Source organism: Lysobacter sp. H23M47 (genome assembly GCF_015209765.1).
GTDB lineage: Bacteria > Pseudomonadota > Gammaproteobacteria > Xanthomonadales > Xanthomonadaceae > Novilysobacter > Novilysobacter avium.
Genome location: NZ_CP063658.1, coordinates 2,745,239 through 2,770,747, shown reverse-complemented (window position 1 = coordinate 2,770,747; position 25,509 = coordinate 2,745,239). Strand labels below are relative to the sequence as shown.

The 25,509-nt window shown below is 66.8% G+C and carries 30 protein-coding genes; 20 read left to right on the top strand and 10 right to left on the bottom strand.

Annotated elements, in window-relative coordinates; translation table 11 throughout:
* The 3 genes from INQ43_RS12535 to INQ43_RS12525 all read left to right on the top strand — a co-directional run bounded on the left by INQ43_RS12535 (window position 1) and on the right by INQ43_RS12525 (window position 2,919).
* Complete coding sequence (locus INQ43_RS12535; protein WP_194036663.1) at window positions 1–1,398, top strand: amidase; 1,398 nt, start codon at window positions 1–3, stop codon at window positions 1,396–1,398.
* On the top strand, window positions 1,395–2,654 hold the full coding sequence (locus INQ43_RS12530; RefSeq protein ID WP_194036662.1) for a CaiB/BaiF CoA-transferase family protein: 1,260 nt from the start codon (window positions 1,395–1,397) through the stop codon (window positions 2,652–2,654). Before INQ43_RS12535 ends, INQ43_RS12530 begins: the two co-directional genes overlap by 4 nt.
* A gap of 88 nt (window positions 2,655–2,742) precedes the next feature.
* Complete coding sequence (locus INQ43_RS12525; RefSeq protein ID WP_194036661.1) at window positions 2,743–2,919, top strand: hypothetical protein; 177 nt, start codon at window positions 2,743–2,745, stop codon at window positions 2,917–2,919.
* A gap of 37 nt (window positions 2,920–2,956) precedes the next feature.
* Here INQ43_RS12525 and INQ43_RS12520 read toward each other — a convergent pair whose 3' ends face one another.
* From INQ43_RS12520 to INQ43_RS12475, 10 genes are all read right to left on the bottom strand, one after another.
* Entirely contained in the window at window positions 2,957–3,913 is a 957-nt protein-coding gene (locus tag INQ43_RS12520) for a VOC family protein (RefSeq protein WP_194036660.1), read from the bottom strand.
* The gene (locus INQ43_RS12515) at window positions 3,910–4,518 is read right to left on the bottom strand and encodes a 3-isopropylmalate dehydratase (protein ID WP_194036659.1); all 609 of its coding nucleotides are present in this window, start codon (window positions 4,516–4,518) and stop codon (window positions 3,910–3,912) included. Before INQ43_RS12515 ends, INQ43_RS12520 begins: the two co-directional genes overlap by 4 nt.
* Window positions 4,519–4,557: 39 nt before the next feature.
* Window positions 4,558–5,829, bottom strand: a complete 1,272-nt coding sequence (locus tag INQ43_RS12510; RefSeq protein WP_228062536.1) for a 3-isopropylmalate dehydratase large subunit — start codon at window positions 5,827–5,829, stop codon at window positions 4,558–4,560.
* 92 nt (window positions 5,830–5,921) lie between these two features.
* A complete protein-coding gene (locus INQ43_RS12505; protein ID WP_194036658.1) occupies window positions 5,922–8,048 on the bottom strand; it encodes a TonB-dependent receptor in 2,127 nt (708 codons plus the stop codon).
* 234 nt (window positions 8,049–8,282) lie between these two features.
* Entirely contained in the window at window positions 8,283–8,951 is a 669-nt protein-coding gene (locus INQ43_RS12500) for a hypothetical protein (RefSeq protein WP_194036657.1), read from the bottom strand.
* A gap of 13 nt (window positions 8,952–8,964) precedes the next feature.
* A complete protein-coding gene (locus tag INQ43_RS12495) occupies window positions 8,965–9,645 on the bottom strand; it encodes a hypothetical protein (RefSeq protein ID WP_194036656.1) in 681 nt (226 codons plus the stop codon).
* Window positions 9,646–9,720: 75 nt separating this feature from the next.
* A complete protein-coding gene (locus tag INQ43_RS12490; RefSeq protein WP_194036655.1) occupies window positions 9,721–10,563 on the bottom strand; it encodes a DUF4437 domain-containing protein in 843 nt (280 codons plus the stop codon).
* A 105-nt stretch (window positions 10,564–10,668) separates the two neighbouring features.
* Window positions 10,669–12,168, bottom strand: coding sequence for an NAD(P)/FAD-dependent oxidoreductase (locus tag INQ43_RS12485; protein ID WP_194036654.1), 1,500 nt, complete (start codon window positions 12,166–12,168; stop codon window positions 10,669–10,671).
* 84 nt (window positions 12,169–12,252) lie between these two features.
* Window positions 12,253–13,191: a VOC family protein gene (locus INQ43_RS12480; RefSeq protein ID WP_194036653.1), complete on the bottom strand. Its 939-nt coding sequence runs from the start codon at window positions 13,189–13,191 to the stop codon at window positions 12,253–12,255.
* Between the two features lie 43 nt (window positions 13,192–13,234).
* Complete coding sequence (locus INQ43_RS12475) at window positions 13,235–14,026, bottom strand: GntR family transcriptional regulator (RefSeq protein WP_194034553.1); 792 nt, start codon at window positions 14,024–14,026, stop codon at window positions 13,235–13,237.
* Between the two features lie 66 nt (window positions 14,027–14,092).
* Between INQ43_RS12475 and INQ43_RS12470 the strand changes: the two genes are divergently transcribed.
* The 17 genes from INQ43_RS12470 to INQ43_RS12395 all read left to right on the top strand — a co-directional run bounded on the left by INQ43_RS12470 (window position 14,093) and on the right by INQ43_RS12395 (window position 25,491).
* Entirely contained in the window at window positions 14,093–14,872 is a 780-nt protein-coding gene (locus INQ43_RS12470) for an enoyl-CoA hydratase/isomerase family protein (RefSeq protein WP_194036652.1), read from the top strand.
* A gap of 28 nt (window positions 14,873–14,900) precedes the next feature.
* Window positions 14,901–15,944 carry a nitrilase-related carbon-nitrogen hydrolase gene (locus INQ43_RS12465; RefSeq protein WP_194036651.1) on the top strand — a complete coding sequence of 348 codons (1,044 nt, stop codon included), beginning with the start codon at window positions 14,901–14,903 and terminating at the stop codon, window positions 15,942–15,944.
* Window positions 15,937–17,385, top strand: a complete 1,449-nt coding sequence (locus INQ43_RS12460; protein WP_194036650.1) for an aldehyde dehydrogenase family protein — start codon at window positions 15,937–15,939, stop codon at window positions 17,383–17,385. Before INQ43_RS12465 ends, INQ43_RS12460 begins: the two co-directional genes overlap by 8 nt.
* A gap of 201 nt (window positions 17,386–17,586) precedes the next feature.
* The gene (locus INQ43_RS12455) at window positions 17,587–17,958 is read left to right on the top strand and encodes a hypothetical protein (protein WP_194036649.1); all 372 of its coding nucleotides are present in this window, start codon (window positions 17,587–17,589) and stop codon (window positions 17,956–17,958) included.
* An 82-nt stretch (window positions 17,959–18,040) separates the two neighbouring features.
* The gene (locus INQ43_RS12450; protein ID WP_194036648.1) at window positions 18,041–18,214 is read left to right on the top strand and encodes a DUF5668 domain-containing protein; all 174 of its coding nucleotides are present in this window, start codon (window positions 18,041–18,043) and stop codon (window positions 18,212–18,214) included.
* A gap of 56 nt (window positions 18,215–18,270) precedes the next feature.
* Complete coding sequence (crcB, locus tag INQ43_RS12445) at window positions 18,271–18,654, top strand: fluoride efflux transporter CrcB (RefSeq protein WP_194036647.1); 384 nt, start codon at window positions 18,271–18,273, stop codon at window positions 18,652–18,654.
* Window positions 18,655–18,714: 60 nt separating this feature from the next.
* On the top strand, window positions 18,715–18,945 hold the full coding sequence (locus INQ43_RS12440) for a hexameric tyrosine-coordinated heme protein (RefSeq protein ID WP_194036646.1): 231 nt from the start codon (window positions 18,715–18,717) through the stop codon (window positions 18,943–18,945).
* Window positions 18,946–18,953: 8 nt separating this feature from the next.
* Entirely contained in the window at window positions 18,954–19,205 is a 252-nt protein-coding gene (locus INQ43_RS12435; protein WP_194034545.1) for a hypothetical protein, read from the top strand.
* Window positions 19,202–19,588: an MAPEG family protein gene (locus INQ43_RS12430; protein WP_194036645.1), complete on the top strand. Its 387-nt coding sequence runs from the start codon at window positions 19,202–19,204 to the stop codon at window positions 19,586–19,588. The genes INQ43_RS12435 and INQ43_RS12430 overlap by 4 nt, the downstream gene beginning before the upstream one ends.
* Window positions 19,589–19,660: 72 nt before the next feature.
* On the top strand, window positions 19,661–19,900 hold the full coding sequence (locus INQ43_RS12425; protein ID WP_194034543.1) for a hexameric tyrosine-coordinated heme protein: 240 nt from the start codon (window positions 19,661–19,663) through the stop codon (window positions 19,898–19,900).
* A gap of 155 nt (window positions 19,901–20,055) precedes the next feature.
* Window positions 20,056–20,814: a VTT domain-containing protein gene (locus INQ43_RS13025; RefSeq protein WP_194036644.1), complete on the top strand. Its 759-nt coding sequence runs from the start codon at window positions 20,056–20,058 to the stop codon at window positions 20,812–20,814.
* A gap of 36 nt (window positions 20,815–20,850) precedes the next feature.
* Entirely contained in the window at window positions 20,851–21,540 is a 690-nt protein-coding gene (locus INQ43_RS12415; protein WP_194036643.1) for a VIT family protein, read from the top strand.
* Between the two features lie 40 nt (window positions 21,541–21,580).
* Entirely contained in the window at window positions 21,581–22,021 is a 441-nt protein-coding gene (locus INQ43_RS12960; protein WP_228062535.1) for a hypothetical protein, read from the top strand.
* Window positions 22,022–22,111: 90 nt separating this feature from the next.
* Window positions 22,112–22,339 carry a hypothetical protein gene (locus INQ43_RS12955; protein ID WP_255518467.1) on the top strand — a complete coding sequence of 76 codons (228 nt, stop codon included), beginning with the start codon at window positions 22,112–22,114 and terminating at the stop codon, window positions 22,337–22,339.
* A 190-nt stretch (window positions 22,340–22,529) separates the two neighbouring features.
* Window positions 22,530–22,820, top strand: a complete 291-nt coding sequence (locus INQ43_RS12405) for a hypothetical protein (RefSeq protein ID WP_194036642.1) — start codon at window positions 22,530–22,532, stop codon at window positions 22,818–22,820.
* Between the two features lie 68 nt (window positions 22,821–22,888).
* On the top strand, window positions 22,889–23,794 hold the full coding sequence (locus tag INQ43_RS12400) for a c-type cytochrome (protein ID WP_228062534.1): 906 nt from the start codon (window positions 22,889–22,891) through the stop codon (window positions 23,792–23,794).
* A complete protein-coding gene (locus tag INQ43_RS12395) occupies window positions 23,791–25,491 on the top strand; it encodes a cbb3-type cytochrome c oxidase subunit I (protein WP_228062533.1) in 1,701 nt (566 codons plus the stop codon). Before INQ43_RS12400 ends, INQ43_RS12395 begins: the two co-directional genes overlap by 4 nt.
* The last annotated feature ends 18 nt before the right edge of the window (window positions 25,492–25,509 follow it).

Below are 25,509 nucleotides of genomic sequence, written 5' to 3'. Positions count from 1 at the left end.
ATGAGCCGCATCGACGCCGCCCTGCTGGGCGAGGACATGACATCGCAGCTGGCCCGGCTGGGGCGCGGCGAGCTCAGCTGCCGTGACCTGCTGGAGCAGCAGCTGGCGGCGATCGATGCCAGCCAGCGGGTGCTCAACAGCTACCTGGCGGTGGACGCCGATGCGGCCCGTCGTGGAGCCGATGATGCCGATGGCCGCCGCAAGGCCGGCACCGCGCGTGCGCTGGAAGGCGTGCCGGTGGCGGTCAAGGACAACATCGATGCGGCCGGCTTCGTCACCACCGCCGGCATGGCGACCCGTCGCGACAACGCCCCGGCCGACGTCGACAGTCCGGCCGTAGCGCGCTTGCGCGACGCCGGCGCGGTCATCGTCGGCAAGCTCAACATGCACGAGGCGGCACTGGGTGCGGACAACAACAACCCGCACTTCGGCGCCTGCCACAACCCGCACCGTCCCGGCTTCACCCCGGGCGGTTCCAGCGGCGGCAGCGGTGCGGCCGTGGCGGCGGGTTTGTGCAGCGCCGCGCTGGGCACCGACAGCATGGGCTCGGTGCGCATCCCGGCCAGCTATTGCGGCGTGGTCGGTCTCAAACCCAGCTGGGGCGCGATCAGCACCCGCGGTACGGTGGCGCTCAGCCATCGGCTCGACCATATCGGCCCACTGGCCCGCTCGGCACGCGACCTGCGGTTGCTGCTGCCGGTGCTGGCGGGCTTCGACCCGGCCAGCGCGCAGTCGCGGGCGATCCGTTTCGCGCCAGCATCCACCGGTCCGCTGCGGCTGGGGGTGGTGGATTTCGGCGACACCGTGGAGTGGGATCCCGGCATTGCCGAGGCCTTCGAGGACGGAATGCAGACGCTGCTCCGTCTGGGCCACCAGCGCGTGGACCTGCCCGCGCCCGACGTCTCGCCCGGCCATTCGCGCCGTGCCGGCCTGCTGGTGTGCGAGGCGGAAATGCTGATCGAGCACGCCGACGATTGGGAGCACCAACGCGAGCGGTTCTCGCCGCTGCTGCAGAAGTTGATGGCCTACGCCGAGCGCAAGTCGGCCAGTGAACTGGTGGCCGCGGCGCGCGTGCTCGACCAGGCACAGGTGCAGCTGCAGCAGTGGCTGGCGCAGTGCGACGTGCTGGTGATGCCGACCACGCCGCAGCGCGCTTTTGCCTTTGACACGCCGACACCTGCCAACCAGGCGGACCTGACCGCCTACGCGAACTTCGCCGGCAATCCCGCGCTGTCGGTGCCGCTGGCGGTAGCCGAAGGCGAACTGCCGCTGGGCCTGCAGCTGGTCGGCGACATCGGCGACGAGTGGTCCCTGATCGCGCTGGCCGAATCCTTCCAGCAGGCGGTCGGCTGGCAACCCTCGCTTCCGCAAGCCTGCAACGACTGGTGGCCGCGATGAAACCCCTGGATGGCGTGCGCGTCCTCGATCTCTCCCGCATCCTCGCCGGGCCGTGGGCCACCCAGGTGCTGGCCGATTTCGGCGCCGACGTGATCAAGGTCGAGCGCCCCGAAGGCGGCGACGACACCCGTGGTTGGGGGCCGCCGTGGCTTCACGACGCCAATGGGCAGCCCACCGCGGAGTCGGCCTATTACCTGTGTGCCAACCGCGGCAAGCGCTCGGTGGCGATCGACTTCACCGGCCAGGAAGGCCAGCGCCTGATCCGCGAGATGGCCCGGCATTGCGATATCCTGGTGGAAAACTACAAGGTCGGCGGACTGGCCAAATACGGCCTCGACTACGCCAGTTTGAAGGCGATCAACCCCCGGCTGGTGTACTGCTCGATCACCGGTTTCGGCCAGACCGGTCCGTATGCCAAGCGCGCCGGCTACGACGCCGCGATCCAGGCGATCGGCGGCCTGATGAGTATCACCGGCGAGCCTGAAGGTTCGCCCGGCGGCGTGCCGCAGAAAGTCGGCGTCGCCGCGACCGACCTGATGACCGGCATGTACGCGGTGTCGGCGATCCTGGCCGCGCTGCGCCACGCCGAGCGCCACGGCGAAGGCCAGCACATCGACCTGGCCCTGCTCGATACGCAGGTCGCGTGGCTGGCCAACCAGGCGTCCAACTACCTGGTCGGCGGCGAGGTGCCGCAGCGCCAGGGCAGCGCCCACCCCAACATCGTCCCCTACCAGGTGATGCCGACCGCGGACGGCTACTTCATGCTCGCCGTCGGCAATGACGGCCAGTTCGCCCGCTTCTGCGAGGTCCTCGGTGATCCGGAACTGGCGACCGATCCGCGCTACGCCACCAACGCCGCCCGCGTCGCCAACCGCGACCGCCTGGTGCCGTATCTGGAGCAGCGCCTGGCGACCCGCCCCAGCGCCCACTGGCTGGCCGGCTTGGAAGCAGCCACCGTCCCCTGCGCGCCGGTCAACCGCATCGACCAGGTCTTCGACGATCCGCAGGTGCAGGCGCGCGGACTGCGCATCGAGCTTCCGCACCCGACCGCCGGCCACGTGCCCGGCGTCGCCAATCCGGTGCGGTTTTCGGCCACACCGATCGCCTACGGCCACGCCGCTCCCGGACTGGGCGAGCACACCGGCACCGTCCTGGGCGAGCTGCTTGGGTTGGATGCTACCGAGTTGGCGGCGCTGGGCAGTGCCGGTGTGGTTGGTCTTTCGGCGGCCGGGAAGGTCTCAGACGAGAACGACTGATCGCTCCTTGTGCTGCGCACCGTCCGTGTTTGCACCGTCCATCCAAGCCGTGGATATTCGTGTCTGACGCCACAGGGAGAGGTGGGCTATGCAAAACAAGACAAAGTTGAGTCATCCGCAGGCGCTGGCGCTCGCGCTTTCTCTGGGCGGCGGGATCGGTGTCGTGATTGGCGCCGTTTTTCACAGCGTCGGTCTGGGGGTTGGGGTCGGCGTTGCGATCGCCACCCCGTTTCTCGCGATGCTGGCGAACAAAAGGCCCGGCTAACCCGTGTAGCTGGAGTGTGGCGATCCGCCGCGGCGCGTCAGCAGTCCACAATCAACTGCACGTGCTCGCCTGCCGGGCCGACGAGTCCTACATGGCGCGCAACGCCGAGTTGGACATCGCCGATCAAGTTCCAGCCGGCCGAGGCAAGGCCTTCGGGCAGTGCGGCCAGTCGAAGGGCGATGCTGTGTTGGCCGGCAAACCGGCGCTTCGCATCCATTGAATCGAAAGAAAGTACGTCGATGTCCGCGATCGCTTCACGCGCCGCCTCCAGACCGGAATCGTCAGGCAGTTTCACCTCGTCGATCTCCACCATGCACTGTCCCGGCAGCGCGACGACCGCAACGGGGTAGCGATCGCCGAGATCCTTCCCGAACGCGTCGTTGAGCACGGTGATCTTGGTCTCGAACGCCCAGCCGGGGTGGCCGGCCAGCGCCGCCCACGCGGCCTGCGAGGCGTCGCGGTCGGGCGTGGACATCACGCCGATGAAGCTGTGGGAAAACCGTTCATCGCTCATCGGAAGGTCGAAGGGCGGCACGGCGGCCTTGATGCTGGTCAGGTAGAGCATTTCCCCGCAGGGACCGAGCACCTGGCTGGCGCGGATCGCGGGGCTCAGTTCCAGGTCGGCCGGCGGGCGCAGCACGCGGAAGGGCGGGCGCAGATCGGCGACCAATGCATCGACGTCGGCGACGAGGACCTCCAGCGACAGCCAGCCATGGCGGAACATCGGTTCCAGCTGGCGCGCCTGCGGGTCTTCCACCATTCGCACGACGGCTTCGCCGGCCGGGTTGGCGAGCCAGGCCACCGGCGCACCGGCAAGGTCGGCCAGGCCCAGGACCTGGGCAAGCTCGCTGTCCAGCGGGTCGCGCGCGGCGACGGCCAGGCCCAGCTGTTCGCGATAGGCGGCGCATACCGCGTCCAGATCCGGCGCAATCAGCGTTACGTGGAGGATGCCCTCACGTCGGAATGTCGGTCCGGGCGACGCGGCTGCGCTCACGCAGGATCACCGGATGACGCATCGGTACCCGACGCCGTCTCGGCGTCCGCCGCAAGCTTGCGGGCCAGCCACGGCATCAGTCCGCCGACGTTGACGATCTCCATCAGCTCGGGCGGAATGCTCTCGCACCGGTACTGCTTGCCGCTGGTGTGGTTGATCACCAGGCCTTCCTGCGGCCGCACTTCCACATCGTCACCGCGCTCGGCCTGAAGGTCGGGGCAGGTGAGGGCGGGCAGGCCGAAATTCAGCGCGTTGCGGTAGAAGATCCGCGCAAACGAGGTGGCGACGATCGCGCCGACGCCCAGCACCACCAGCGATTGCACCGCCTGCTCGCGCGAGGAACCGATGCCGAAGGACTTGCCGCCCACCACGATGTCGCCGCGCTGCACCTCGCTGGCAAACTCCGGATCGATCGCTTCCAGGCAGTGGCTGGCCAGCACTTCGGGGGACTCGCGCATGTACGGGCCCGGGGCCAGCAGGTCGGTGTCGATGTTGTCGCCGAACACGAACGCGCGGCCACGCCGGCTCAGGGCGCTGGCGCCGCCGCGAGGGAGGTCCGCGGTCCGGATATCGATCGGCTCGTCGGGTGTCGTGTCAGCGGTCATGGCGTGCTCCGTGGGGCGGGGTTTTCGCATCTGCGGCCATCACGCCGGTTCCGCCAGCAGTTCGCGCGGGTCGCAGATGTAGCCCTTCACCGCGCCGGCCGCCACGCTGTAGGGCGAGCCCAGGTAGACCTGCGCCTGCGCCGAGCCCATGCGGCCCTTGAAGTTGCGGGCGGTGGTGGACAGTCCGACTTCGCCGGCCGAGTACATGCCTGCGCCCATGCCGGCGCACGCGCCGCAGCCCGTCGGCAGCATGATCGCGCCGGCTTCGGTCAGGATCTCCAGGGTGCCATCGGCGGCAGCCGCGCGGGTCATCGCCACCGACGCCGGGGCGATCAGCAGCCGGGTGTTGCTGGCGATCCTGCGGCCCTTGAGCACCTCGGCGGCCATGTGCAGGTCGGACAGCTTGGCGCCGGTGCAGGCGCCGATATAGCCCTGGTCGATGTGGATCGGCTCGTACTCGGTCACCGCGCGGCTGTTGGCGGGACTGTGCGGCGCGGCGATCTGCGGTGCCAGCGTGCCGGCGTCGTAGTTATGTTCGGCCAGGCACGCTGCATCGGGATCGCTTTGCCAGCGCGCGATGTCGCCCGTGAACGGCCGGCCGGCTTCGACCAGCGAGGCCAGTGTCTTCTCGTCTGCGGCGACCATGCCGGTTTCCGCGCCCAGTTCGGCCGACATGTTGCACAACACCATGCGCTCGGACATCGACATCGCGCGTACCGCCGCGCCGTCGTACTCGAAGGCCTGGTTCTCGTTGCCCATGCCCAGCGTGGTACACAGGTACAGCATGATGTCCTTGGCGCTGACGCCGGCGGCCAGCGCGCCGTCCCAGTTCACGCGTACCGTCTGCGGCACCTTCAGCCACAACTCGCCGGTGACCAGTGCGCCGGTGATGTCGGTCGCGCCGACGCCCATCATGAATGCCCCGTAGGCACCGCCACTGGGGGAGTGCGAATCGCCGCCGACGCAGAACATGCCCGGCTGCACATGGCCGCCTTCCTGCAGCACCACGTGGCAGATGCCGAGCATGTCGTAGTGGCGCACCCCGGCCTGCTGCGCCCAGCGCCGGGTGAGCGCCAGGATCTCCGCACTTTCCAGGTCGGTGGCGGGAACGAAGTGGTCGCTGACCACCACCACCTTGTCGGGATCCCACACCTTCGCGCCGAGCTGCTCCAGTCGCGAGGCCACCCGCCGCGGGCCGCCGGAGTCATGCATCATCAGCAGGTCCAGCGATGCGGTGACGATCTGCCCGGGGCTCACGCTGTCGCGCTGACAGGCGTGGGCGATGATCTTTTCGGCCAAAGTTGCTGCCACGCGTGTCCACTCCGCTATTCAAGTCCTAATGTTATATCTATATACCAAAAAGGCCTGCAATGGCAGGCCTCCCGGTCTGGTTCGCGCGTCTGCTACCAGAACTTGTAGTTGAAATCGATGCCGTAGGTGCGCGGCAGGGTGGGGTAGATCACGCCAACGCCCAGCCCGGGAATATCAAAGCCACCGGCGGACACCCGGGTGTTGGTGAGGTTGCGACCCCACACGGCGACCGACCAGTTTGCATCGGTGGGTTCATAGCCGATCCGTGCGCTCGCCTGGGTGTTGGCAGGGGTCTTGATCAGCTCCGACAGGTCCTGGTTCTGATAGAACATGTCGGTGCGCGCGACCTGGGCGTTGAATACCAGTTGCGCGGCGGCCAGTGGCTGCACGTAGGTGGTGCCGATCTGCCACTGCATCTCCGGCGCCTGCTTCAGGTCGCGGCCCTCGAATTTGTCCTTGTTGATCTCCGCGTAGTCGCGGTACTCGGCGTCGATCGTGCCGATGCTGGCACTCAGGTTCCAGTTTTTGGTCAGCTGGGCCTGGGCCTCCAGCTCGATGCCCTGGATCAGCGCGCCGGTGGCGTTGGTGGTGACGTACACGCCGTTGGGGTCGATCGCCGACAGCTGCAGGCCGCCGTAGTCGTTGCGGTAGTAGGTCGCGTTCAGGCGCACGCGGTTGTCCCACAGCGTGCTCTTGATGCCGGCCTCGTAGGAGCGCACGGTCTCCTCGTCAAACGGTGTGATCGTTGCCGGTGTCGTGCCGCGTCCGTTGAAACCGCCACTCTTGAAGCCGGTCGACACGGTGAGGAAGCCCATCACGTTGTCGGTGAGGTCGTAGTCGGCCATCACCTTCCAGTCCGGCTTGGACCAGCGGCCGTGGCGGTTGACCTGGAAGGTCTCGTTACCCGCGCGATCGCGTCCCAGCACCGACAGGTCCTTCTTCTCGTGGCTGAAGCGGCCACCGGCGGTGAGGTTGAAACGGTCGTTCACCGCGTAGGTCGCCTGGGCGTAGGCTGCCAGCGCGGTGGTGTCCTGGGCGATGTCGTAGACCCCGCCGATGCCGAAGATGTCGTTGCGGGTCGGCTGGTCGTTCTTCTCGCGGAAAGCGAAAACGCCAGCGACCCAGGTCAACGGCCCATCGCCGGTGGAGACCAGTTGGGTTTCATAACCCCGCTGGCTCTGCTCCTGGTCCTGCATCAGGTGGTAGAGCAGGCGGTCGGTGCCGTCCACGTCGACGTAGATCTGGTTGTCCATGCTGCGGTAGTGGGCGATATGACGCCACAGGACGTTGTCGAAATAGGTCTCGAAGGTGAACGCGGCGCCGAACTGGTCCAGATCGTTGATGCCGCCCACCAGGTCGCTGCGGGTGGTGTACAGGTTCTCCAGGCGCGGCACGGTCTTCCCATCCACCATGGCTACCGGCACCGCGTAGCTGGGAGTGGAGCGCTCGCGCAGACGGTCGATGTTGAGCGAAGCGTAGGAGTTTTCCGCTACCGGCATCGAGAAGCCGATGCGCGCGGCGTTGACCTTGCTGTCGTTGACGTCCTTGCCGCTGACCTGCTCGCGGATGAAGCCGTCACGGTTGCGGGTCAGCGCCGCGGCGGAGAAGTCGACGGTCTCGCCCAGGCGGGTGTTGTACATGACCCGCATGTCGGCGCGGCCGTAGTTGCCGACCGTGGCGTCGACCTCAAGCCGCTCGTCGCCCTTGGGCTTGCGGGTGATGTAACGGATCGCGCCGCCGGTGGCGTTGCGGCCGTACAGGGTGCCCTGGGGGCCACGCAGAACCTCGATGCGCTCCACGTCGTAGAGGTCGAACATCGAGCCGTTCTGACGCGGGATGTAGACATCGTCGATGTAGATCGCCACCGCCGGGTCGGCGGTGAAGATCGACTCGTCCTGGCCCACGCCGCGCAGGAAGATCTTCGCGCCCGAACTGGTCGAGGTGTTCTGGTCGATGGTGATGTTGGGCACGTGGAACTTCAGGTCATCGACCCGGGAGACCTGCTTGCGCTTGAGCTCCTCGGCGTTGAGCACGGTGATCACCACCGGCGTGTCCTGGACCTGCTCCTCGCGGCGCTGGGCCGTGACGCTGACGCTGTCCAGCTGGACAGCCTGGCTGCTGGCGTCTTCCGCCGTCGCCTGCTGGGCGTGGACGGGCATGCTGCCCAAGGCCGCGGCGACTGCCACTGCCAGCGCGCACCGATAAAGTCGTTCGCTCACCAACACCTCCACACTCATTGACGTTGAACCACTGGATTGAACCTATCGATATATCAATAGGTTTACCGGGTCAATAAATGTCCGGACAATTTGCAACGGCTGTCCCGCAACCATTGGACAGGAGCCGGATCGGCACAGCACGCCGCCCGCCACGGTAAAGTCAGTCGGGCGCGCGAAACGGTCGTCGGGTTGGAGGCGGCACCACCGCGCAGGAGCGCTCGCCGCCGCCAGCTGCTAGAAAACCCCTTTCGTACTGCCCAGCACGGCCGCGATCACCAGCGCGATCCAGATCACCCACACGGGAACCTTCACCCTCGCCATCAGACGCTGCAGCGCCACGTCGTCAGCGGGCGTCGCGCTGCCGTCGGCCACCTTGGCCAGCATCGGACCGAACGGCTTGAGCTGGACGCGGATCAGCAGTCCCATCGCGATCGACAGCGCCATCATCGCGATCTTGATGCCCAGCCACGGCGCCGGGGTGATCAGGCCACCGGCGCGGGTGGCATCGACCGCGAGCCAGACGCCGGCGGCCACGACCAGAACCCGGAACACGAAGTCGATCCGGCCCAGCCGGCGGCCCCACGCGCTGTTGCCCAGCTGATGCACGGTCCACGTCAGCGCCAGCCATGCCAGGCTCAGCACCCACGCCAGCGGCAACCATCGCTCCAGCGACGGCATCAGACCGATGCCGGTGGTGAGGGTGAGGCCGATCGCCGCCGTCAGTACCAGCGCCGTGCGCGGCACCATGTCCAGGATCAGCATGGCCTTGGTGGCGAACATCCGCACCGGTGTCGGGGTCTTCGGGTCGACGATGAAGCCGCTCAGGTAATACACGGCCAGGTCGGTGCCCAGCCAATAGCCGATCACCAGGATGTGCGCGGCGCTCCACAAACCGAGATTCATCAATGCAGCGTCCTCAGAATGCCTTGGCGGCGCCGATCAGGCAGACCGTGGAGATGCCGATCCAGTAGAAGTAGGCCAGGCCGCGGCCGATCCTGATCGAGCGCTCCAGCGTGGCCTCGATGGCGGCGTCGGGCGCCTGATCGAGCTTGCGGAACATCACCGTCCACTCGCGCATGATGAAACGCAGCTTCAGGCCGATCACCAGCAGGCCCGAATAGATCAGGACCTTGGTCGCGTACCAGTTGGGGCCATCCTCGCCACCGCTGAAGGGGCCATGGCCCATCAGCGAGGAGATCGCGCAGATCGCCAGCAACGGGATCAGCACGAACCGCACCGCCTCGTCGATCCGGGTCAGGCGGATGCCCGCGTCGGTGTCGCGCTTGAAGAACGCCGCCCAGCACAGGCCCAGCCAGGACAGGCCGAGGATCCAGAACAGCACCAGCCAGCCGCCATTGAGCGGATTCACGCCCCACAGCGTGCCCATGTGCAGGCCCAGCGGCAGCAGCAGGATGATGCCGGTACGCGCCAGGATATCGATGCGGTAGGCGGTCTCCATGTGGCGGCGGCGTTCGGCCAGCGGCAGCGACCGGTTGATCACCTGGTAGCTGGACTGGAACACGCCCCATTCGCCGCCCAGCCAATAGACCATGGCGAGGATATGGGCCCATTTGAGCAGGATGATGGTGTGGAACATGCGGCGGTCTCCCGGGGTGGAATGGCTGGCGTGGCTGGATGGCGGGTCTTGCGGTCGTGCGGCGGAGGGCGGACCTCAGTACGGCGCTTCCAGCGGCGCCGGCGGCTGGGCGATCTCCTCCAGTTCCGGTGGCAGCACCGGCTGGTAGGCCTGCTTGTAGTCGAAGTGGTGCTGGTCGCTGCTCCAGTGGTTGACGTGCGCCCCACCCACAAACCGGATCAGGATCAGCGAGCCGCCGCGCGAGCCGTAGGGCCCGTGCGGGATGCCCGGCGGCCGCCAGAAGTACGAGCCCGGCCGCATGGTCCCGTATTCCCCGGTCAAGTCACCGGCGATCAGGAACGCCTCTTCCGGCGTGGGGTGGTGTTCCTTCGGCCCGCGCCAGTTGGTCGGGTGGGTCTGCGGCGCGGTCATGAACAGGAAGGTCTTCTGCTGGGTGACCGGATCGATGCGCAGGATCTTGCGGCCGCAGGCAAGGTGGTTGAGCCGGTAGTCCAGCACGCTGCGGTCCCACACCATGCGGTAGGTATCGACGAAGGACACCGGCGGGGTGCGGTCCTCCGGCGCAGGCTCGTCGCTGGACATCAGGCGTGGACGGCTGTCGAAGAAGCGCAGGACCACCGCGCCATCGGGCGAGTAGGCGCCGGCGCGCGGGTGGCCGGCCGGGTAGAAGCCGTAGCAGCCTTCGGCGTACTCGAAGCCGTTGAGGTAATAGCTGCCCGAGAGGACGTAGAACTCCTCGTCGGCGGCGATGCGGCTGCCCTGCCCGAAATGCAGTCCCGGGTCCATCTTTGACAGCAGCGTGCAGGCGCCGGTCTCGTCATCCACGCTCAGGGTCCGGGTCCAGGCGCCCGGCAACAGTTCCTCGGGCTCCCAGGGCAGGGACTGGTTTTGCAGGAACTCGGTGTGCGGCCGGGCCATGGGAACTCCTTGTGACGGTGGATCAGCGCGAGCGCAGGCAGCGCAGGCGCAAGCAGGAAAAAAGGTGGCGCGGGCGCCGGCGCAGCGGGGTCATGCGCAGCGGGGTCATGCCGACGCGTCAGTGCGGGCGGCGTCCTTCTCGGCCGCGGCAATCTCCACCGCCGCGCGCAGGCCGGACGCCAGGGCGGCCTCGATGCCGGGCTGGTCGAAGGAGGTGTGCTCGCCGGCGAAATGGACCCGCCCCAGCGCTTGTGCGGTCCACTGCGCGGTATCGGCACAGCGGCCCGGAGCGATCTCGGCGAACGCGCCCATCGCGTAGGGATCGCGGCCCCAACTGCGAACGGCCAACACCTCGGTGGCGCCGTCCGCGGCAGGACGCCACCCCGCCAGTTCGCGCTGGGCCCAGCGGCCGATCTCGCCGTCGTCCATCTGGTCGATGGCTTGCGCGCCGCGGCCATTGACCCAGACCAGCAGGCGCTCGATGCGGTTGTTGGCATCGGGCACACCGAACACGCGCTCGATGGAGCCGTCCAGCCACATGTTCAGCGGCAGACCGTCGGCCTCCCAGAAGGGCTTCAGCGGCTTGAGGTGGATGGCGGTGACCGCGGTGAGCGCGCGTTCGGCCCACGCCTTGCGCTGCTCCGCCGGCGGTTCCGGCGAGAAGCGGACCTTGCCCAGCGGGCCCGGCGGCAGGGCGACGACGACCCGCGGCGCCCGCCAGCGGCGGCCATCGGCGGCGACGACGACCACGTTGTCATCGTGTTGAACGATCTCGCTGACCTGGGCACCGAACTCGACCGGCTGCTTGAGGCGGGCGGCGACCGCTTCGGGCAGCGCCTGCGTCCCGTCCGCCATCGAGCCGACCGACTGCGGTCCGCGACGCAGCATGGCGTTGCGGCGCAGCACGTCCAGCGCGCTGACCTGGTCAAGGCCGTTGTACGTGGCCCCAACGTCCATGGTGTCGATTGCAGCGGTCGACCAGTCGCGCGCGGCCAGCCAGTCGCGCAGCGGGATGTCGTGGGCGGCCAGCGCGGGCGCCAGCCATTCGTTGATGTTGGTGACCGGATTGGCTTCACCGCCGGTGGCCGCCGACAGCAGCGCGGGCGGCGGAATGGCGCGCTCGCGCCCGCTGAAGGGGTTGAGCGCGCTGCCAGCCCAGTCCCTGGCGTTGATCAGCGTGCCGCTGACACCGACCGCGGACGGGCCGCCGAAGCGGGCAGCCATCGCCTCGGGCGTGGGATCCAGGATGCTGACGCCGACGCGTGGCGCCAGGCCACGGGTCACCCAGTAGTTGCCGCCGATATCCGTGGCGCCGACGTCGAAGCGCTGACCGCCGGCTTCCACCGTGTGCATGCGCCCGCCGACGCGCTGGGCGGACTCAAGCACCACGACCCTGCGGCCCGGGTTCTGTTCTTCCAGCAACATTGCGGCGTGGAGACCGGCAATGCCGGCGCCGAGGACGAGGATATCCGCGTCGATTGCCTCCGCCGTTCCGGCGTCGCCAGTGGACGGACCTGCGCCCGTCCCACCCCAGCCGCAGCCCTGAAGAAGCAGGGGCGTGGCACTGGCGGCAGCCAGCATCTGCAGGAATCGGCGTCGTTGCATCGGCAGCCCATCAAAAGACCTAATGAGCTATCTATATAGCAACTTCAGCGGAAAGTCAGTTTGATCTGGATCAATTGCCGCGCTTCAGGCGCGCCGGTAGATCTCCAGCAGCTCTCCGTCGGGGCCGAAAAGGGTCGCGACATCGCAGGCACCGAAACCTGGAAGGGCGAGCTGTGCACGCGCTACCGGGTCGGCGCCCAGCGTCTGCAGGTGCTCCAGGTCGGCGTCCACGTCCGTGCTTTCGAAGCTGGCCGACAGGATGCCGATGTTGGGCGGCACCGCCTTGTCGCGCAGCGGTGCGTCGGGCAGGTGATCCATGTCCAGGTAGGCGAACATCTCCACCCGTCCGGGAATGATGGTGCCGTCCTTGAGCAGGTTGATGTTGTGGATGCGCACCGGCTTGTCGGTGCCCAGCAGGTCCTGCAGCTCGGGAAAGTCCAGAGTCTGGTCGAACAGCGTCTGGTACCCCAGCGCGCGGTAGAAGGCGGCCGAGCGCTCCACGTCGCGGGTGGCAATCGCAACCGTCTGCAGCACGCTGACTTCGGTCTCCAGCGGGCCGCGCAGCTCGCCGCCGCGATCGTAGGAAAACACGTCCAGGCGAATGCCATCGGGATCGTCGTTGATCGAGTCGCGCACAGAGACGTGCTCGCTGACCTCCCAGGCGCTCGGCTCCTTGCCCGAGCTGCCACCGGCGGCCTTGACCGCGTTCATCGTGTCCAGGGCATCGCGGCTGCGGAAGTTGAGCGCGTAGAAGCCCGAGCCGTTGTACAGGTTGTCCTTGTTCCAGATCCGCTCGCCGGGCGCGTCGAAGGACAGCAGGCGGATGCGGCCCAGGCCCGAGTCGTCTGCGGCGATGATTGCGTAGCGGCCGGTCAGGGCGGTATCGAAGCGCCACAGCGCCGCCAGCTCGGGCGAGATCGGTCCCGATTCCTTGACCTGGTACTGCAGCGCCGAGGAGTAGAACGCGCAGGCGTTGTCGAGGTCGCTGACCCCGAGGGTCACCAGCTTCACTTCTGACAGCATTGAGGAGTCCTCAAAGACGGGGGAGGGAGTACCGCGCCGCCGTTCAACTGGCGCCGGACGGCTCGTCCAGGTCCAGCGTCATCTGGTAGCTGAACTGGTCGGGGCGATAGAGGATGTTGAGCAGGTCGACCAGACGGCCGGACTCGTCGAAGGAGTGGCGCTCCAGCGCCAGCAGGGCGCTGCCGGGATCCATTCCCAGATGCATCGCGACCACCGCGTCGGCGTTGACTGCCGACAGGGTCTGCTGCACCTGCCTGATCTGGATGCCGATGCGTTCGAACAGCTTCAGCCGCGAGGTCGTCGCCAGGTTGTGCTCGTTGAATTCGCCGTGGCCGGTGAGGGTCCAGCTGGTGTAGTGGCCAAAGGGCGTGCCGGCCCGGCTGCGCACCCGCACCGCGCGCGCCAACGGCTCGCCAGGCTCAATCCCGAACAGCTCGCGCACCCGCGGCGGCGGCGCGACACGGCCGAACTCGACCACCGTCGCCTGGGTTTCCTCGCCCAGGATATGCAGGTTCTCCAGCAGGCCGATCAGCGGCCCGCGTACGGGCTTGGGACTGGCGCGATGGATGACGTGGGTGCCGCGACCGCGCTGGCGCTCCACCAGTCCGGCGTTGGCCAGCTCGTCCAGGGCGCGCTTGGCGGTGATGCGCGAGACGCCAAAGGTCTCGGCAAGGCCGAATTCGGTCGGCAGTTGCGCTCCATGGGGCGGGTCGCCGGCCAGCACGCGCTCACGCAGGATGTTGAAGATCTGGTGGTACAGCGGCAGCGGCAGGTCAGGGCGCAGCAGTTGTCTGAGATCGGGGGACTGCAACGAGTGAACTACCTGACCTGCCATCGCGCGCTTCCATCCTTGCCTTAATGCTATAACTATAGATCATAAGTGCGCTGCAAAAGGAACGGTATGCAAGCGAGCAATGACGTGGTCGGTTGGCAGCTGGACGACAAGGTAGCCCGCCTGCGGATCGACCGCCCCGCGAAGCGCAATGCCTTGGCAAGCGTACATTGGGCGGCCATCGAGCGCTGCCTCGCCGAGATCCATGCCAGCGATGCGCGCGTGCTCGTGCTGGAAGGCGTGCCGGGCGCGTTCAGTGCCGGCGCCGACATCGATGAGCTGGCCGAACTGCTCGCTCATCCGTCCGGCTTCGTAGCCAGCAACGCCCAGGTGCAGCGCACCCAGTTGGCGTTGCAGCGCTCGCCGTTGACCACCATCGCCGTGATCGACGGTGTCTGCGTCGGCGGTGGGCTGGGGCTGGCGCTGGCCTGCGATTTCCGCCTCGGCAGCACCCGCAGCCGGTTCGGGCTCTCTCCGGCCAAGCTCGGCCTGGTCTACAGCCCCGAGGACAGCCGCCGGCTGGTCAACACCGTGGGTCTGGCCCGGGCGCGCGAGATGCTGCTGACCGGACGCCTGCTGTTTGCCGCGACTGCCCTGGAGTGGGGCCTGCTGAACCGCATCGCCGGCGATGACGGCGTGGATGCCGCGCTGGCCACCCTGCTGGCGGAACTTGATGCCGGCTCCGCCAGTGCACGCGCCGGCATCAAGCAGGTGCTGGCGTACCTGGGCGGCGACGCCGAGGCCGGCCACGCCGCCGCCACCGCCGCATTCAACGACGCCTTCGCCAGCGCCGATTTCGCCGAAGGCGCGGCCGCGTTCCTGGCCAAGCGCAAACCGGATTTCCAGTGAGCCCCATCGCATCCACAGGACCGAATACATGACCGAGGTTTACCGCGCCCTGGCACTGCAGACGACCTGCCGCGCCGTCAACGCCGCCCCCGATGTGGCCGCCGCGCGCAGCAAGATCGCCGAGAACATCGCCCGCATCGACCGCCAGGTGCGCGGCAGCAAGGCGTTCATAGGCCAGGACCTGCGTCTGGTCGTGCTGCCCGAATACTTCGCCACCGGCTACCCGCTGGGCGACACCATCCCGGGCTGGGCGGACAAGGCCGCCTTCGCGATGGACGGCCCCGAGTACGACGCGCTGGCCAAGGTCGCCCAGGACAACAAGGTCTACCTGGCCAGCAACGCCTACGAGACCGACCCCAACTTTCCCGGCCTGTATTTCCAGGCCAGCGTGCTGTTCGACGATGCCGGCAACACCGTGCTGCGCTACCGGCGGATGGTGTCGCTGTTCGCGCCCACCCCATATGACGTCTGGGACAGGTACCTGGACATCTACGGCATCGACGGCGTGTTCCCGGTCGCGCAGACCCCGCTGGGCAGACTGGCTTGCGTGGCTTCCGAGGAGATCCTGTATCCGGAGATCTCCCGCTCGCTCGCGCTGCGCGGCGCCGAGGTATTCCTGCACTCCACCAGTGAAGTGGGCAGTCCGGCACTGACCCCCAAGGACATCGCCAAGCGCGCCCGGGCGTTCGAGAACATGGCCTACGTGGTCTCGGCCAACACCGCCGGCATCGTCGATGTCGATATCCCGGCGCAGAGCACCGACGGCATGTCCAAGATCGTCGACGACCAGGGCCGGGTCATGGTGGAGGCCGGGGACGGTGAATCGATGGTCGCGTTTGCCGAAATCGACATCGCTGCGCTGCGACGTCGTCGCGAGCGCCCGGGGATGGCGCACATCCTCTCGCGCCTGCCGCAGGACGCGATCGCGCAGGGCCTGGCCCCCGCGCCACTGCAACCCAATGCGCTGATGCCCGGCGGCGAGCTGCGCATTCCCGAGCGCGCCGAGTTTGGACAGCGCCAGCGCGCCACCATTGAGTCACTGAAGACCGCAGGGGTAATTGGCAATGGTTGATTCCACCGGCGTTACCGCGTCCGCCGTCGAGACGATACCGCTGCGCGACCCCAGCACCGGCGAGTGCGACGGGCAGTTGGTGGTCGTGACAAAGGAGGAAGTCGCCGGGATCGCCCAGCGCCTGCGCGCGGCGCAAACCGACTGGGCCGCCCGCGATGTCGGCGAGCGCTGCCAGGCCCTGCTCGACATGGCCGATGCACTCGAGCGCCATCGCGAGCCGATGGTCGAAGCGCTGCTGCGCGACACGGGGCGTTGGCAGGAGTCTCTGATCGAAGTCGACAGCACCGTGGGTGCACTGCGCCGCTGGGCCGCCGATGCCCCGGCGTTGCTGCAGGCACCAGAGCCGGTGGCCAGCAGCATCGGCTTCCTGCACAGCCGGCAAAATCTGGTTCCCTACCCGCTGGTCGGCGTGATCAGTCCGTGGAACTTCCCGCTGCTGCTGAGCCTGATCGATGCCATACCCGCGCTCGCCGCGGGTTGCGCGGTGCTGTGCAAGCCCAGCGAGGTGACCTCGCGCTTCGCCAGCGTGCTCGATGAGGTGATGGCGCAGGTGCCGGCGCTGCAGCCGGTGTTCGCCGTCGTCACCGGCGACGGGCGCACCGGCGAGGCGGTGATCGGCGCGGTCGACACCATCTGCTTTACCGGCAGCGTGCGTACCGGTCGCCGTGTCGGCGAGGCCTGCGCGGCGCGGTTCATTCCCTGCTCGCTGGAGTTGGGAGGCAAGGACCCCGCGCTGGTGCTGGCCGACGCCGATCCGGTTCGCAGCGCACGCGCCATTGCGTGGGGTGGCTTCGTCAACGGCGGCCAGAGCTGCATGTCGATCGAGCGTGTCTACGTCGACGCCAAGATCGCCGAGCCCTTCATCGCCGCTCTGGTCGAGCAGGCAAAAGCGCTGAAACTGACCCATCCCGACCCGCGCGAAGGCCAGATCGGCCCGATCATTTCCGATGCGCAGATCGCCATCGTCCGTGAGCAACTGGCCGATGCGAAGGCTCGCGGCGCGCGTGCGCTCGCTGGTGGCGAACTGGTCGAACACGGCGGCACCTGGTGCCCGCCGACTGTGCTCGTCGACGTGGATGAAAGCATGCCCATCGCCCGCGAGGAGAGTTTCGCCACGATCCTGCCGGTCATGGTCGTGGCCAACGAGGAGGAAGCGATCGCGCGCGCCAACGATTCGATATTCGGCCTGTCCGCGGCGGTCTTCAGCGGCGATACCGAGCACGCCGTGCGCGTCGGCGCGCGCCTGCACGCCGGCGGCGTCAGCATCAACGACGCCTGCCTGACCGGCATGATCCACACCGCGGAGAAGCAAAGCTTCAAGCAGTCCGGGCTGGGCGGCTCGCGCATGGGCAGTGTCTCAATCCGGCGCTTCCTGCGCTCCCAGGCGGTACTCGTGAACTCCGGGGTCGACGATCCCTGGTGGTTTCCCGCCAACCCCTGATTCGAGCTTGAAACCACGCCCGGTGCAGTGAGCAACTGCATCGGGCTTTGTTGTGTGAGGTTATTGAAAGTCTCCCGCGCCGGTTGTCGAGGCAGGCCGAAGCTGGACGGGAGTCGGCGCTTCGACATACTTTCCCGAATGGCTCAAGTACTTCCATCGGATGTGGTTCCAGAGCTTTCTGATACCCACTGCAGTCTGCACATGGACCACCCGCTCGTCGCCAGGCTGCGCAAGCAGCGGCGGCGACTATTGGTGAGCTACGTCGTCCACGTGCTCTGGTTCCTTGCGATGGTCCTCACGGCGATTTTCCACGCCTCCCGGGCGGTTGCGACGACATCGATCTGGCTCGCGCTGATCACCGTGCCGCCGGTGATTGTCTACGCAGCGCGTGTCCACAGGACCTGCCGCGCCATTGACCCAATGGCAAGAAGCATCGGCCTGGTGCCGATGATCCTGATGACGGTATTCCTGACGCCGTTCGAGTCCGGCCTGATCGTGCCGGCAAAGAACCTGCTGGTCTCGGCAAAGCTGCTGGCGAGGATGCGGGAGCAATCCCGGGTCGGGGTACCCTAGGCGCCACCATTCATTCCATCCGCAGGACGAGCAGGATCGACCCTGCGCTGTCACTGCGCCCAAGCTTCGACAGGACTAAGTAATGCGATCCAACTCACTGACAGGCGCCTATGTATTGATCGCCGTGGGCACCTATTTCCTGCTCCAGAAGCAGGGTTGGCTGCCCAACATCCGCCCGCTCGTTTCGGAGTGGTGGCCGGTGCTGCTGATCGCCATCGGCGTGATCATGATCGTGCAGCGGCGCTCGCGCGGTTGAGCGCGACGCCCCGACGAGCGCACCAGTGACCTGTCTGGGCAGAAGGGCTGGCGACCATGCATAGCCTGCTCCTTGTTGGATGCGGTGGATTCCTCGGCGCGATCGCGCGTTATTCGCTCGGCCTGCTGATCCTGCCCATGGGCGGACAGGACCGCTTCCCGCTGGGCACGCTGGCCGTAAATATGCTGGGTTGTCTGGCGGTGGGCGTGCTCGCCGGGGTTGGCGAGCGCTACCAGGTGTTCGGAACCGAGGCCCGACTGTTCCTGTTCACCGGCTTGCTGGGGGGGTTCACCACGTTCTCGGCGTTCGGTCTGGAGGCGTCCCACCTGCTGCGTCGAGGCGAGCTCGCATGGGCCGCGTTGTATGTGGGTTGCAGTGTGGTGTTTGGCATCGCCGCGGTCTGGCTGGGGTTCAAGCTCGTCTCGGTCATCCCGCGCTGATGCGCCCGCGGAAACGCGCTTCCGATATGCTGTTTCCGGTTCCCGCAATGGAGTTCGACAATGACTGACACATGGCTGCCGACCCTGATCACCGCCACGCCGCAGGAAGGATTTGAGCTCGCGATCGCGCTGAGTCGCCGCGGCGTCAAGTACACCCAGCCCGACATGGAAACGCTGCAGGAACTGCGGCCGGAATACGCGAACTCCGCCGACGGACTGACGGCCGCCTCCCAGGTCATCGCCATCAATTTCCAGACGGTGTCGGCGGCCAACAACTACTGGCGCGGCTGAGATTGGCCTTGGACAAGAAGCAAGCGAGCGTGGCATCCCGGGTGGTGATGTCGGAGGCCATCGTTGAGCAGGCGCGCCAGCGCGAGCGACTCCAGCCCAAACCGGTCAAACCGTGGTGGCAGGCGCTCGGCCTCGGGTTGGCCGGTTTCGGCGTTGGGCTTGCGATGGGTTCCAGTGAAGGCAAGGGCCTGCTGTACGCCTTCATCGGATTCGGCATCGGGGTGGCGATTGTTGCGGTGATCAGCCGGGCCCGCCGATGAACTACCTCGATCTGGTCGCCGTATTGGCGATCCTGCAACTGGTGTTCTTTGCCGTCCTGGTGGGCCGCGCCCGTGGCCTGTACAGCGTGAAGGCACCGGCGACGTCGGGGCACGAGATGTTCGAGCGTGCCTACCGGGTCCAGATGAACACCCTGGAGTTGATGGTGGCGTTTCTGCCGGCGCTGTACCTCGCGGCTAAATACTTCCCGCAGACCTACGTCGCGGCGGCCGGCGCGGTCTACCTGGTCGGCCGGCTGGTCTATTGGCGCAGCTACACCGCCGCCCCCGCCAGCCGCGGCATCGGCTTTGCGCTCTCGATGCTCCCCATTCTCGGTTTGCTGATCGCTGCGCTCGTGGCAATCATCCGCGGCAGCGCCCCCTGAACCATCCGCAGCGGCACGCCATGCGCATCGGTGAAGCCGCTATCTTCGACTTTGACCACGCAGGAGTTCGACGTGACCGATACATGGCTGCCGACAATGATCACCGCGACCCCGCAGGAAGGCTTCGAGCTGGCGATCGCGCTCAGCCGTCGCGGGGTTAAGTACACCCAACCGGACATGGCCAAGCTCAATGAGCTGCGGCCCGAGTACGCGAACTCGGCAGACGGGCTTACCGCTGCGTCGCAGGTTATTGCGATCAACTTCCAGACCGTCGCGGCTGCGAACAATTACTGGCGGACGAACCCGGCCTAGTTCGGCATTTCCGGTCCAGCCAGTCCGCGTTCTGCGACCAGGCGGGTCAACAGTTCGATCTGGGTCTGCTGCTGGTAGGACCGGCTAAGCGCGGGCGCAGCAAGGTACGGGCGCATACTCGGGTTGGACGATGGGCCCGACGAGGCATTCCCGCCATGAAACGGCCTGCCAGCCAATTGACCACCACCGGCCGTGCGATGCGGCTGCTCAAGCGAACCGATGCCGGCATGCTGATCGCGATCGTGGTGGCCATCGTGCTGTTGATCGTCGCCGGCGTCGTTCTTGGCGATCAGATCAAGGTCCATATCGGTGCGCTCCAGACATGGATCGGCGGGCTGGGTCCGTGGGGCGTGATCGTGTTTGCTGTGTTGCTGATTTTGGGCACATCGGTGCTGATGCCCGAGTCGGTGTTCGGGGTCGCGGCAGGCGTCCTGTTCGGCCTGGTCTGGGGCATGGTGATCGCGGTCGCTGCCAACCTTGTTGCCGCAGCGTTTCAGTATGCGCTCTCGCGTTGGTTGTTCCGCCAGCGGGTCCAGCGCGCCGTCGACCGCCGGCCGTCGTTCCTGTCGATCCAGCGGGCAGTGATGAAGGATCAATTGTGGCTGCAGTTTCTGGTGCGGCTGACCCCGATCAATCCCGCCTCCATCAGTTACGTATTGGGCGCCACCGGCGTGCGCTTTTCCGCGTTCATGCTCGCTTGCCTCGGACTGCTGCCGCATGTCGGTCTGGAGGTGTACCTGGGCCACGCGGGCGAGCACCTGGTGGAGGCGACCCAGGCCGGTTCGCGATTCCGGCAGGGGCAGGATCTGGTCCTGGCCGGTGGACTGGTGGTGGGCGTCATTGCGATCGTGATCATCTCGAGGATCGCGCGCAAGGCGGTCCTGCGTGCGGTTGCCGGCCACGACCATCTCTAGTGTCTCAACAGCATTTCGACAGAAGGAGAGGGATCCATGCGACACAGTGAACGCCACAGAACGCATCGGACCGGGTGGCTGCGCGCCGCCGTACTGGGGGCCAACGACGGCATCGTCTCGACGGCCAGCCTGGTGCTGGGCGTGGCGGCGGCGGGTGCAGGCACCAAGGCCATCCTCGTCGCGGGTGTCGCCGGACTGGTATCCGGCGCGATGTCGATGGCGGCGGGCGAGTATGTCTCGGTCAGTTCGCAGGCCGACACCGAGCGGGCAGACCTTGCGCGCGAGAGCAAGGAACTGGCCGCCAACATCGACCAGGAACATGAGGAGCTGGTCTCGATCTACATCAAGCGCGGACTGGACCGGCCGCTGGCGACCAGTGTGGCCACCCAGCTGATGGCGCACGACGCGCTGGGCGCACACGCCCGCGACGAGCTGGGCATCTCCGAGACGCTCACCGCCAAACCGGTCCAGGCCGCGTTCGCCTCCGCGGCGACCTTTGCCGCCGGCGCGGCGTTGCCATTGCTGGCCGCGCTGCTGATACCGGAGACCGCGCTGATGTGGGGTGTCGCCGGCTGCTCGCTGGTTTTTCTGGCCGGTTTGGGCCTGGTCGCTGCACGGGCGGGCGGGGCACCGGCGCTGCCATCGGTGTTGCGCGTCGCCTTCTGGGGCGCGCTGGCGATGGGCCTGACCACCGCGGTCGGCTCGCTGTTTGGAGCGGTCGGGTGAGCGTTGCCAGTAACATCATCGCAGTCAGCATGAGGTAATCATGAACACTGCCGTCAGAGATTCGCTCAGCAAAGTGCCTGAGGTGACGTTTGGCTTCTGGCTGATCAAGATCCTCGCCACCACCCTGGGCGAAACCGGCGGCGACGCGGTGTCGATGTCGATGAACCTCGGCTACCTGGTGAGTACCGCGATCTTCATGGGCATTTTTGTGGCGGCGGTGTTGATGCAGATCTCCGCCAAAAAGTTCCACCCCTTCGTGTACTGGGTCACCATCATTGCGTCGACCACGGTCGGCACGACGCTGGCGGATTTCGTCGATCGTTCCCTGGGCATCGGCTATCCGGGCGGCACGATCATGCTGGTCGCGTTGCTGGTCGCCTCCCTTTTTGCCTGGTACAGATCCCTGGGGTCCATCGATGTCGGCTCGGTGCACACGCCCGAGGCCGAGGGGTTCTACTGGCTGACGATCATGTTCTCGTAAACGCTCGGCACCGCGCTGGGCGACTGGACCGCCGACAGCGCGGGGCTGGGCTATACCGGCGCGGCGCTGATCTTTTCCGGACTGCTGGCGGTGGTCGCCCTTGCCTATTTCTTCTCCAGGATCTCGCACACCGTCCTGTTCTGGGCCGCATTCGTGCTGACCCGACCGCTGGGCGCGGTGGTCGGCGACTATCTCGACAAGCCCACCACGAGCGGCGGACTCGAGTTCAGCCGTTACACCGCTTCAGGCCTGCTGCTGGTGGCCATCGTGCTGCTGATCGTGGTGATTCCGCAGCGTGCGGCGGAGAAGTCGCACTGACGCTCTCCGGGCGCGCGCCCGCAGCGTCAATCGACAACAATAGCACCGATTCCAATCACGTCTCTTGACCCGCGTCAATGACTAACCTGAACCAGTGGTTCATGATTCAGTCAAGAGTGTCTGCGCCGTTGATTCTGGGGGAAACCGCGCAGGCACATTGCCGGCAACATCTCTTGGGGAGGTGCTTGACGTGGCGCAGCGACTGATTGACCTGACGATCGCGATCCTGGCCAGCATCGTGTCCTTCCTGCTGTCCTGGCCGTACTTCCGCGATTTCGAGTACTGGGCCGAGTCGCACGCGATGTGGATGGTGTACTTCGTCGTCGGCTTCCTGCTGGCGGTGTACGTTTTCTACGTCCTGCTGCGGATCACGCGCACCCTGTTCGAACACGACGCGCTGGACCGGACTGACACTGCCGCCGCTGCGGCTCGCAATGAATCCGGTGCAGATGCCAAGCGCGATACCGGGGGCCGGTCGTGAGCTGCGGGGAGGGCAAACCGTGCCGGGAAGCGTTACACCGGCGGACCGCCCTGGGCGTGCTGTTTTTCATGCTGTTGATCTTCCTGGGCCTGTCGTCGGTTTCCTTCATCGACTCGCGCGGCCAGGTGACGCCGGATACGGTGAGTTTCAACTCGCATGAAGCCGTCGCTGGCAAGCGCGTGTTCCAGGCCTACAACTGCATGGGTTGCCACACCATGGTGGGCAACGGCGCGTATCTGGGACCTGACCTGACCAACACCTACGAGCGCACCGGAGCCGCCTGGCTCGCCGCGTTCCTGCCCTCGTCCGGCACTTGGCCGACCAGCACCGCCGTGAGAATCCAGCTGCAGGGGGCGGCACTGGCCGCCGACAGTGGGTCGGCCTCGCTGGACGACTACCTCAAGAAGTACCCCGGTGCCGCCGAGCGCGTGCAGCGTCGCGGCGGCCATGCCTCGCTGATGCCCGACCTGCCGCTGAAAGCCGAGGAGGTGGCGAACCTGATCGCCTATCTCAAGTACACCTCGGCGATGAACACCGAGGGCTGGCCGCCCAAACCGAAGGTCGACGGGTTGACCTTCAAGTACGCATCGCCAGGCTACAACGTGGTGTCGACCACCGCAGTCCCGGGCGTGGTCGCCGCCGCGACCGCCACCGTCGAGGCATTGCAGGATCCTGCCACCCACGGCGCGCAGCTGGTGAAGGACTACGCCTGCACCGCGTGCCATTCCCCTGACCAGCAGAAGCTGGTGGGTCCGGGCTGGGGCGGCCTGTACGGATCCAACGTGAGCCTCGCCGATGGCAGCACGGTGGTGGCCGATGACGCCTATCTGGGCGAAGCGATCCGCAACCCCAACAGCCAGATCGTGGCCGGCTACTCCGCCGGCACGATGCCCGATTACGCCAGCATGTTGACCGACGACGAGGTCCTGGCGATGACGGCCTACATCCGCAGTTTGCAGGAGCCGGGGCAATGATCAAGATCGAGTACCAGACCCAACGCCTGAGCCTGCGGTTCTTCATGCTGATGCTGGTGCTGTTCGTGTTCCAGGCGGGTTTCGGCATGGTCCTGGCACTGCAGCAGATCGATCCGACGCTGCTGGCCGGCAACCTCAACTTCAACGTGATCCGGGCCGAGCATCTCAACCTGGGGATCATCTGGATCCTCTGCGGGTTCATCGGCACGATCCTGTTCGTGGGCCCGCTGCTGTCGCATAGGGAGCTGGCCGCGCCGTGGCTGATCAAGTTCCTGTTCTACGCCGTGGTGGCGGTCACGTTGTGGAATGTGGGCACCCAGTATCTGGCCCAGACCGGCGTGGCAGGCTGGTGGCTCGGACAACCGATGCTGCAGGAAGGGCTGGAGTACCTGGAGGCCGGTCGCATCGCCGACATCGTGATCCTGATCGGCTTCTGCATCCTGTGCTACGTGGTGCTGAGGACGTTTCCGCCGCGGCGCGACTGGAACGAGATCCACTGGGCGCTCGGCATTGGTGTGATCGCGCTGACGCTGGTCTGGCTGTTCGGCTTCTTCTTCATCGAGCGCCTCGACCTGCAGGAGTACTTCCGCTGGTACGTGGTCCATTACTGGGTCGAAGGCGTGTGGGAGGTCATCCACATCGCCCTGGTCGGTTTCCTGCTGGTGTTGATGTTCGATGCCAAGGTGAAGAGCGTTGGCTACGCGGTGTTCTGGGGCGTCGTGCTGGTGTGGCTGTCGGGCCTACTGGGCAACGCGCACCACTACTTCTGGGTCGGCACACCGGAGTTCTGGCAGTTCTGGGGGTCTCTGTTCAGTGCGCTGGAGCCGTTGCCGCTGATCTTCTGCTTCTGGCACGTGTACCTGGACGCGCATCACGACCGCAGGCCGCTGAAGAACGCGCCGGCGTTCTACTTCATCCTCGGCTCGGTGGTGCTGGAGCAGGTGGGTGCCGGCATCTTGGGTTTCACGATGACCTTTGCCCTCACCAACGTCTGGTCGCACGGCACCTGGGTGACCCCGGCGCACGCGCACTTGGCCTTGTTCGGCACCTTCGGCATGCTCGGCATCGGCGCGGCGTATTACGCGGTGCCGTTGATGCGCGGGCTGGCCGACTACGACCAGCGCTGGGGCAAGCTGTCGTTCTGGCTGCTGTTCGTGGGCATGCTCGGCATGGCGTTCGCCTTTGCGCTCGGGGGCACCGTGCAGGTCTTCGTGTACCGCACGCTGGGGCTGGACTGGTTCGGCGGCGATGTGTTCCCGGCGATGAACCTGTTCAAGATCCTGGTGCCGGTGTTCGGGGTGATCTTCAGCATCGGAACGGTCACGCTGGTCTACGACCTGCTGACGCTGGGGCACCGCCACGCCGCCCCGGTAGCCGAGCTGCACCGCACCGGGCGGCGTGCTCCGCCGGTCGCCGGCTGGGGCCGCTACCTGACCGGTTTCGAGGCTGGCATGTGGCTGCTGGCGATGTGGCTGTTTGGTGCGGTCATCACCTTCGGCCTGCTGAGCTTCAATCTTTCGGTGGTGCAGGCAGGCAATGCGACGCTCCCGTACCTGCTGGCCAGCATCGGCTATCCGGGCCTGCTGCTGGTGACCCTGCTGTTTGTCTGGCGCTTCCTGGCGTCGCTGGAAATGCGCGGCTACGAGCCGGAATCCACCGGCACAGTGCTCCCGCCGATGGCGCCGGTGGTTGGCTGAGCGCTGCTGGCCGCGCTT

Bases quoted from the DNA above. Each gene is read 5' to 3' on its own strand.
- INQ43_RS13025 (WP_194036644.1), top strand. From the start codon at position 20,056: ATGAAACGGCCTGCCAGCCAATTGACCACCACCGGCCGTGCGATGCGG.
- INQ43_RS12500 (WP_194036657.1), bottom strand. From the start codon at position 8,951: ATGAATCTCGGTTTGTGGAGCGCCGCGCACATCCTGGTGATCGGCTAT.
- INQ43_RS12960 (WP_228062535.1), top strand. From the start codon at position 21,581: ATGAACACTGCCGTCAGAGATTCGCTCAGCAAAGTGCCTGAGGTGACG.
- crcB (WP_194036647.1), top strand. From the start codon at position 18,271: ATGCATAGCCTGCTCCTTGTTGGATGCGGTGGATTCCTCGGCGCGATC.
- INQ43_RS12525 (WP_194036661.1), top strand. From the start codon at position 2,743: ATGCAAAACAAGACAAAGTTGAGTCATCCGCAGGCGCTGGCGCTCGCG.
- INQ43_RS12490 (WP_194036655.1), bottom strand. From the start codon at position 10,563: ATGGCCCGGCCGCACACCGAGTTCCTGCAAAACCAGTCCCTGCCCTGG.
- INQ43_RS12465 (WP_194036651.1), top strand. From the start codon at position 14,901: ATGACCGAGGTTTACCGCGCCCTGGCACTGCAGACGACCTGCCGCGCC.
- INQ43_RS12455 (WP_194036649.1), top strand. From the start codon at position 17,587: ATGGACCACCCGCTCGTCGCCAGGCTGCGCAAGCAGCGGCGGCGACTA.
- INQ43_RS12495 (WP_194036656.1), bottom strand. From the start codon at position 9,645: ATGTTCCACACCATCATCCTGCTCAAATGGGCCCATATCCTCGCCATG.
- INQ43_RS12535 (WP_194036663.1), top strand. From the start codon at position 1: ATGAGCCGCATCGACGCCGCCCTGCTGGGCGAGGACATGACATCGCAG.
- INQ43_RS12415 (WP_194036643.1), top strand. From the start codon at position 20,851: ATGCGACACAGTGAACGCCACAGAACGCATCGGACCGGGTGGCTGCGC.
- INQ43_RS12530 (WP_194036662.1), top strand. From the start codon at position 1,395: ATGAAACCCCTGGATGGCGTGCGCGTCCTCGATCTCTCCCGCATCCTC.
- INQ43_RS12475 (WP_194034553.1), bottom strand. From the start codon at position 14,026: ATGGCAGGTCAGGTAGTTCACTCGTTGCAGTCCCCCGATCTCAGACAA.
- INQ43_RS12485 (WP_194036654.1), bottom strand. From the start codon at position 12,168: ATGCAACGACGCCGATTCCTGCAGATGCTGGCTGCCGCCAGTGCCACG.
- INQ43_RS12460 (WP_194036650.1), top strand. From the start codon at position 15,937: ATGGTTGATTCCACCGGCGTTACCGCGTCCGCCGTCGAGACGATACCG.
- INQ43_RS12440 (WP_194036646.1), top strand. From the start codon at position 18,715: ATGACTGACACATGGCTGCCGACCCTGATCACCGCCACGCCGCAGGAA.
- INQ43_RS12450 (WP_194036648.1), top strand. From the start codon at position 18,041: ATGCGATCCAACTCACTGACAGGCGCCTATGTATTGATCGCCGTGGGC.
- INQ43_RS12480 (WP_194036653.1), bottom strand. From the start codon at position 13,191: ATGCTGTCAGAAGTGAAGCTGGTGACCCTCGGGGTCAGCGACCTCGAC.
- INQ43_RS12470 (WP_194036652.1), top strand. From the start codon at position 14,093: ATGCAAGCGAGCAATGACGTGGTCGGTTGGCAGCTGGACGACAAGGTA.
- INQ43_RS12430 (WP_194036645.1), top strand. From the start codon at position 19,202: ATGAACTACCTCGATCTGGTCGCCGTATTGGCGATCCTGCAACTGGTG.
- INQ43_RS12400 (WP_228062534.1), top strand. From the start codon at position 22,889: ATGCTGTTGATCTTCCTGGGCCTGTCGTCGGTTTCCTTCATCGACTCG.
- INQ43_RS12395 (WP_228062533.1), top strand. From the start codon at position 23,791: ATGATCAAGATCGAGTACCAGACCCAACGCCTGAGCCTGCGGTTCTTC.
- INQ43_RS12515 (WP_194036659.1), bottom strand. From the start codon at position 4,518: ATGACCGCTGACACGACACCCGACGAGCCGATCGATATCCGGACCGCG.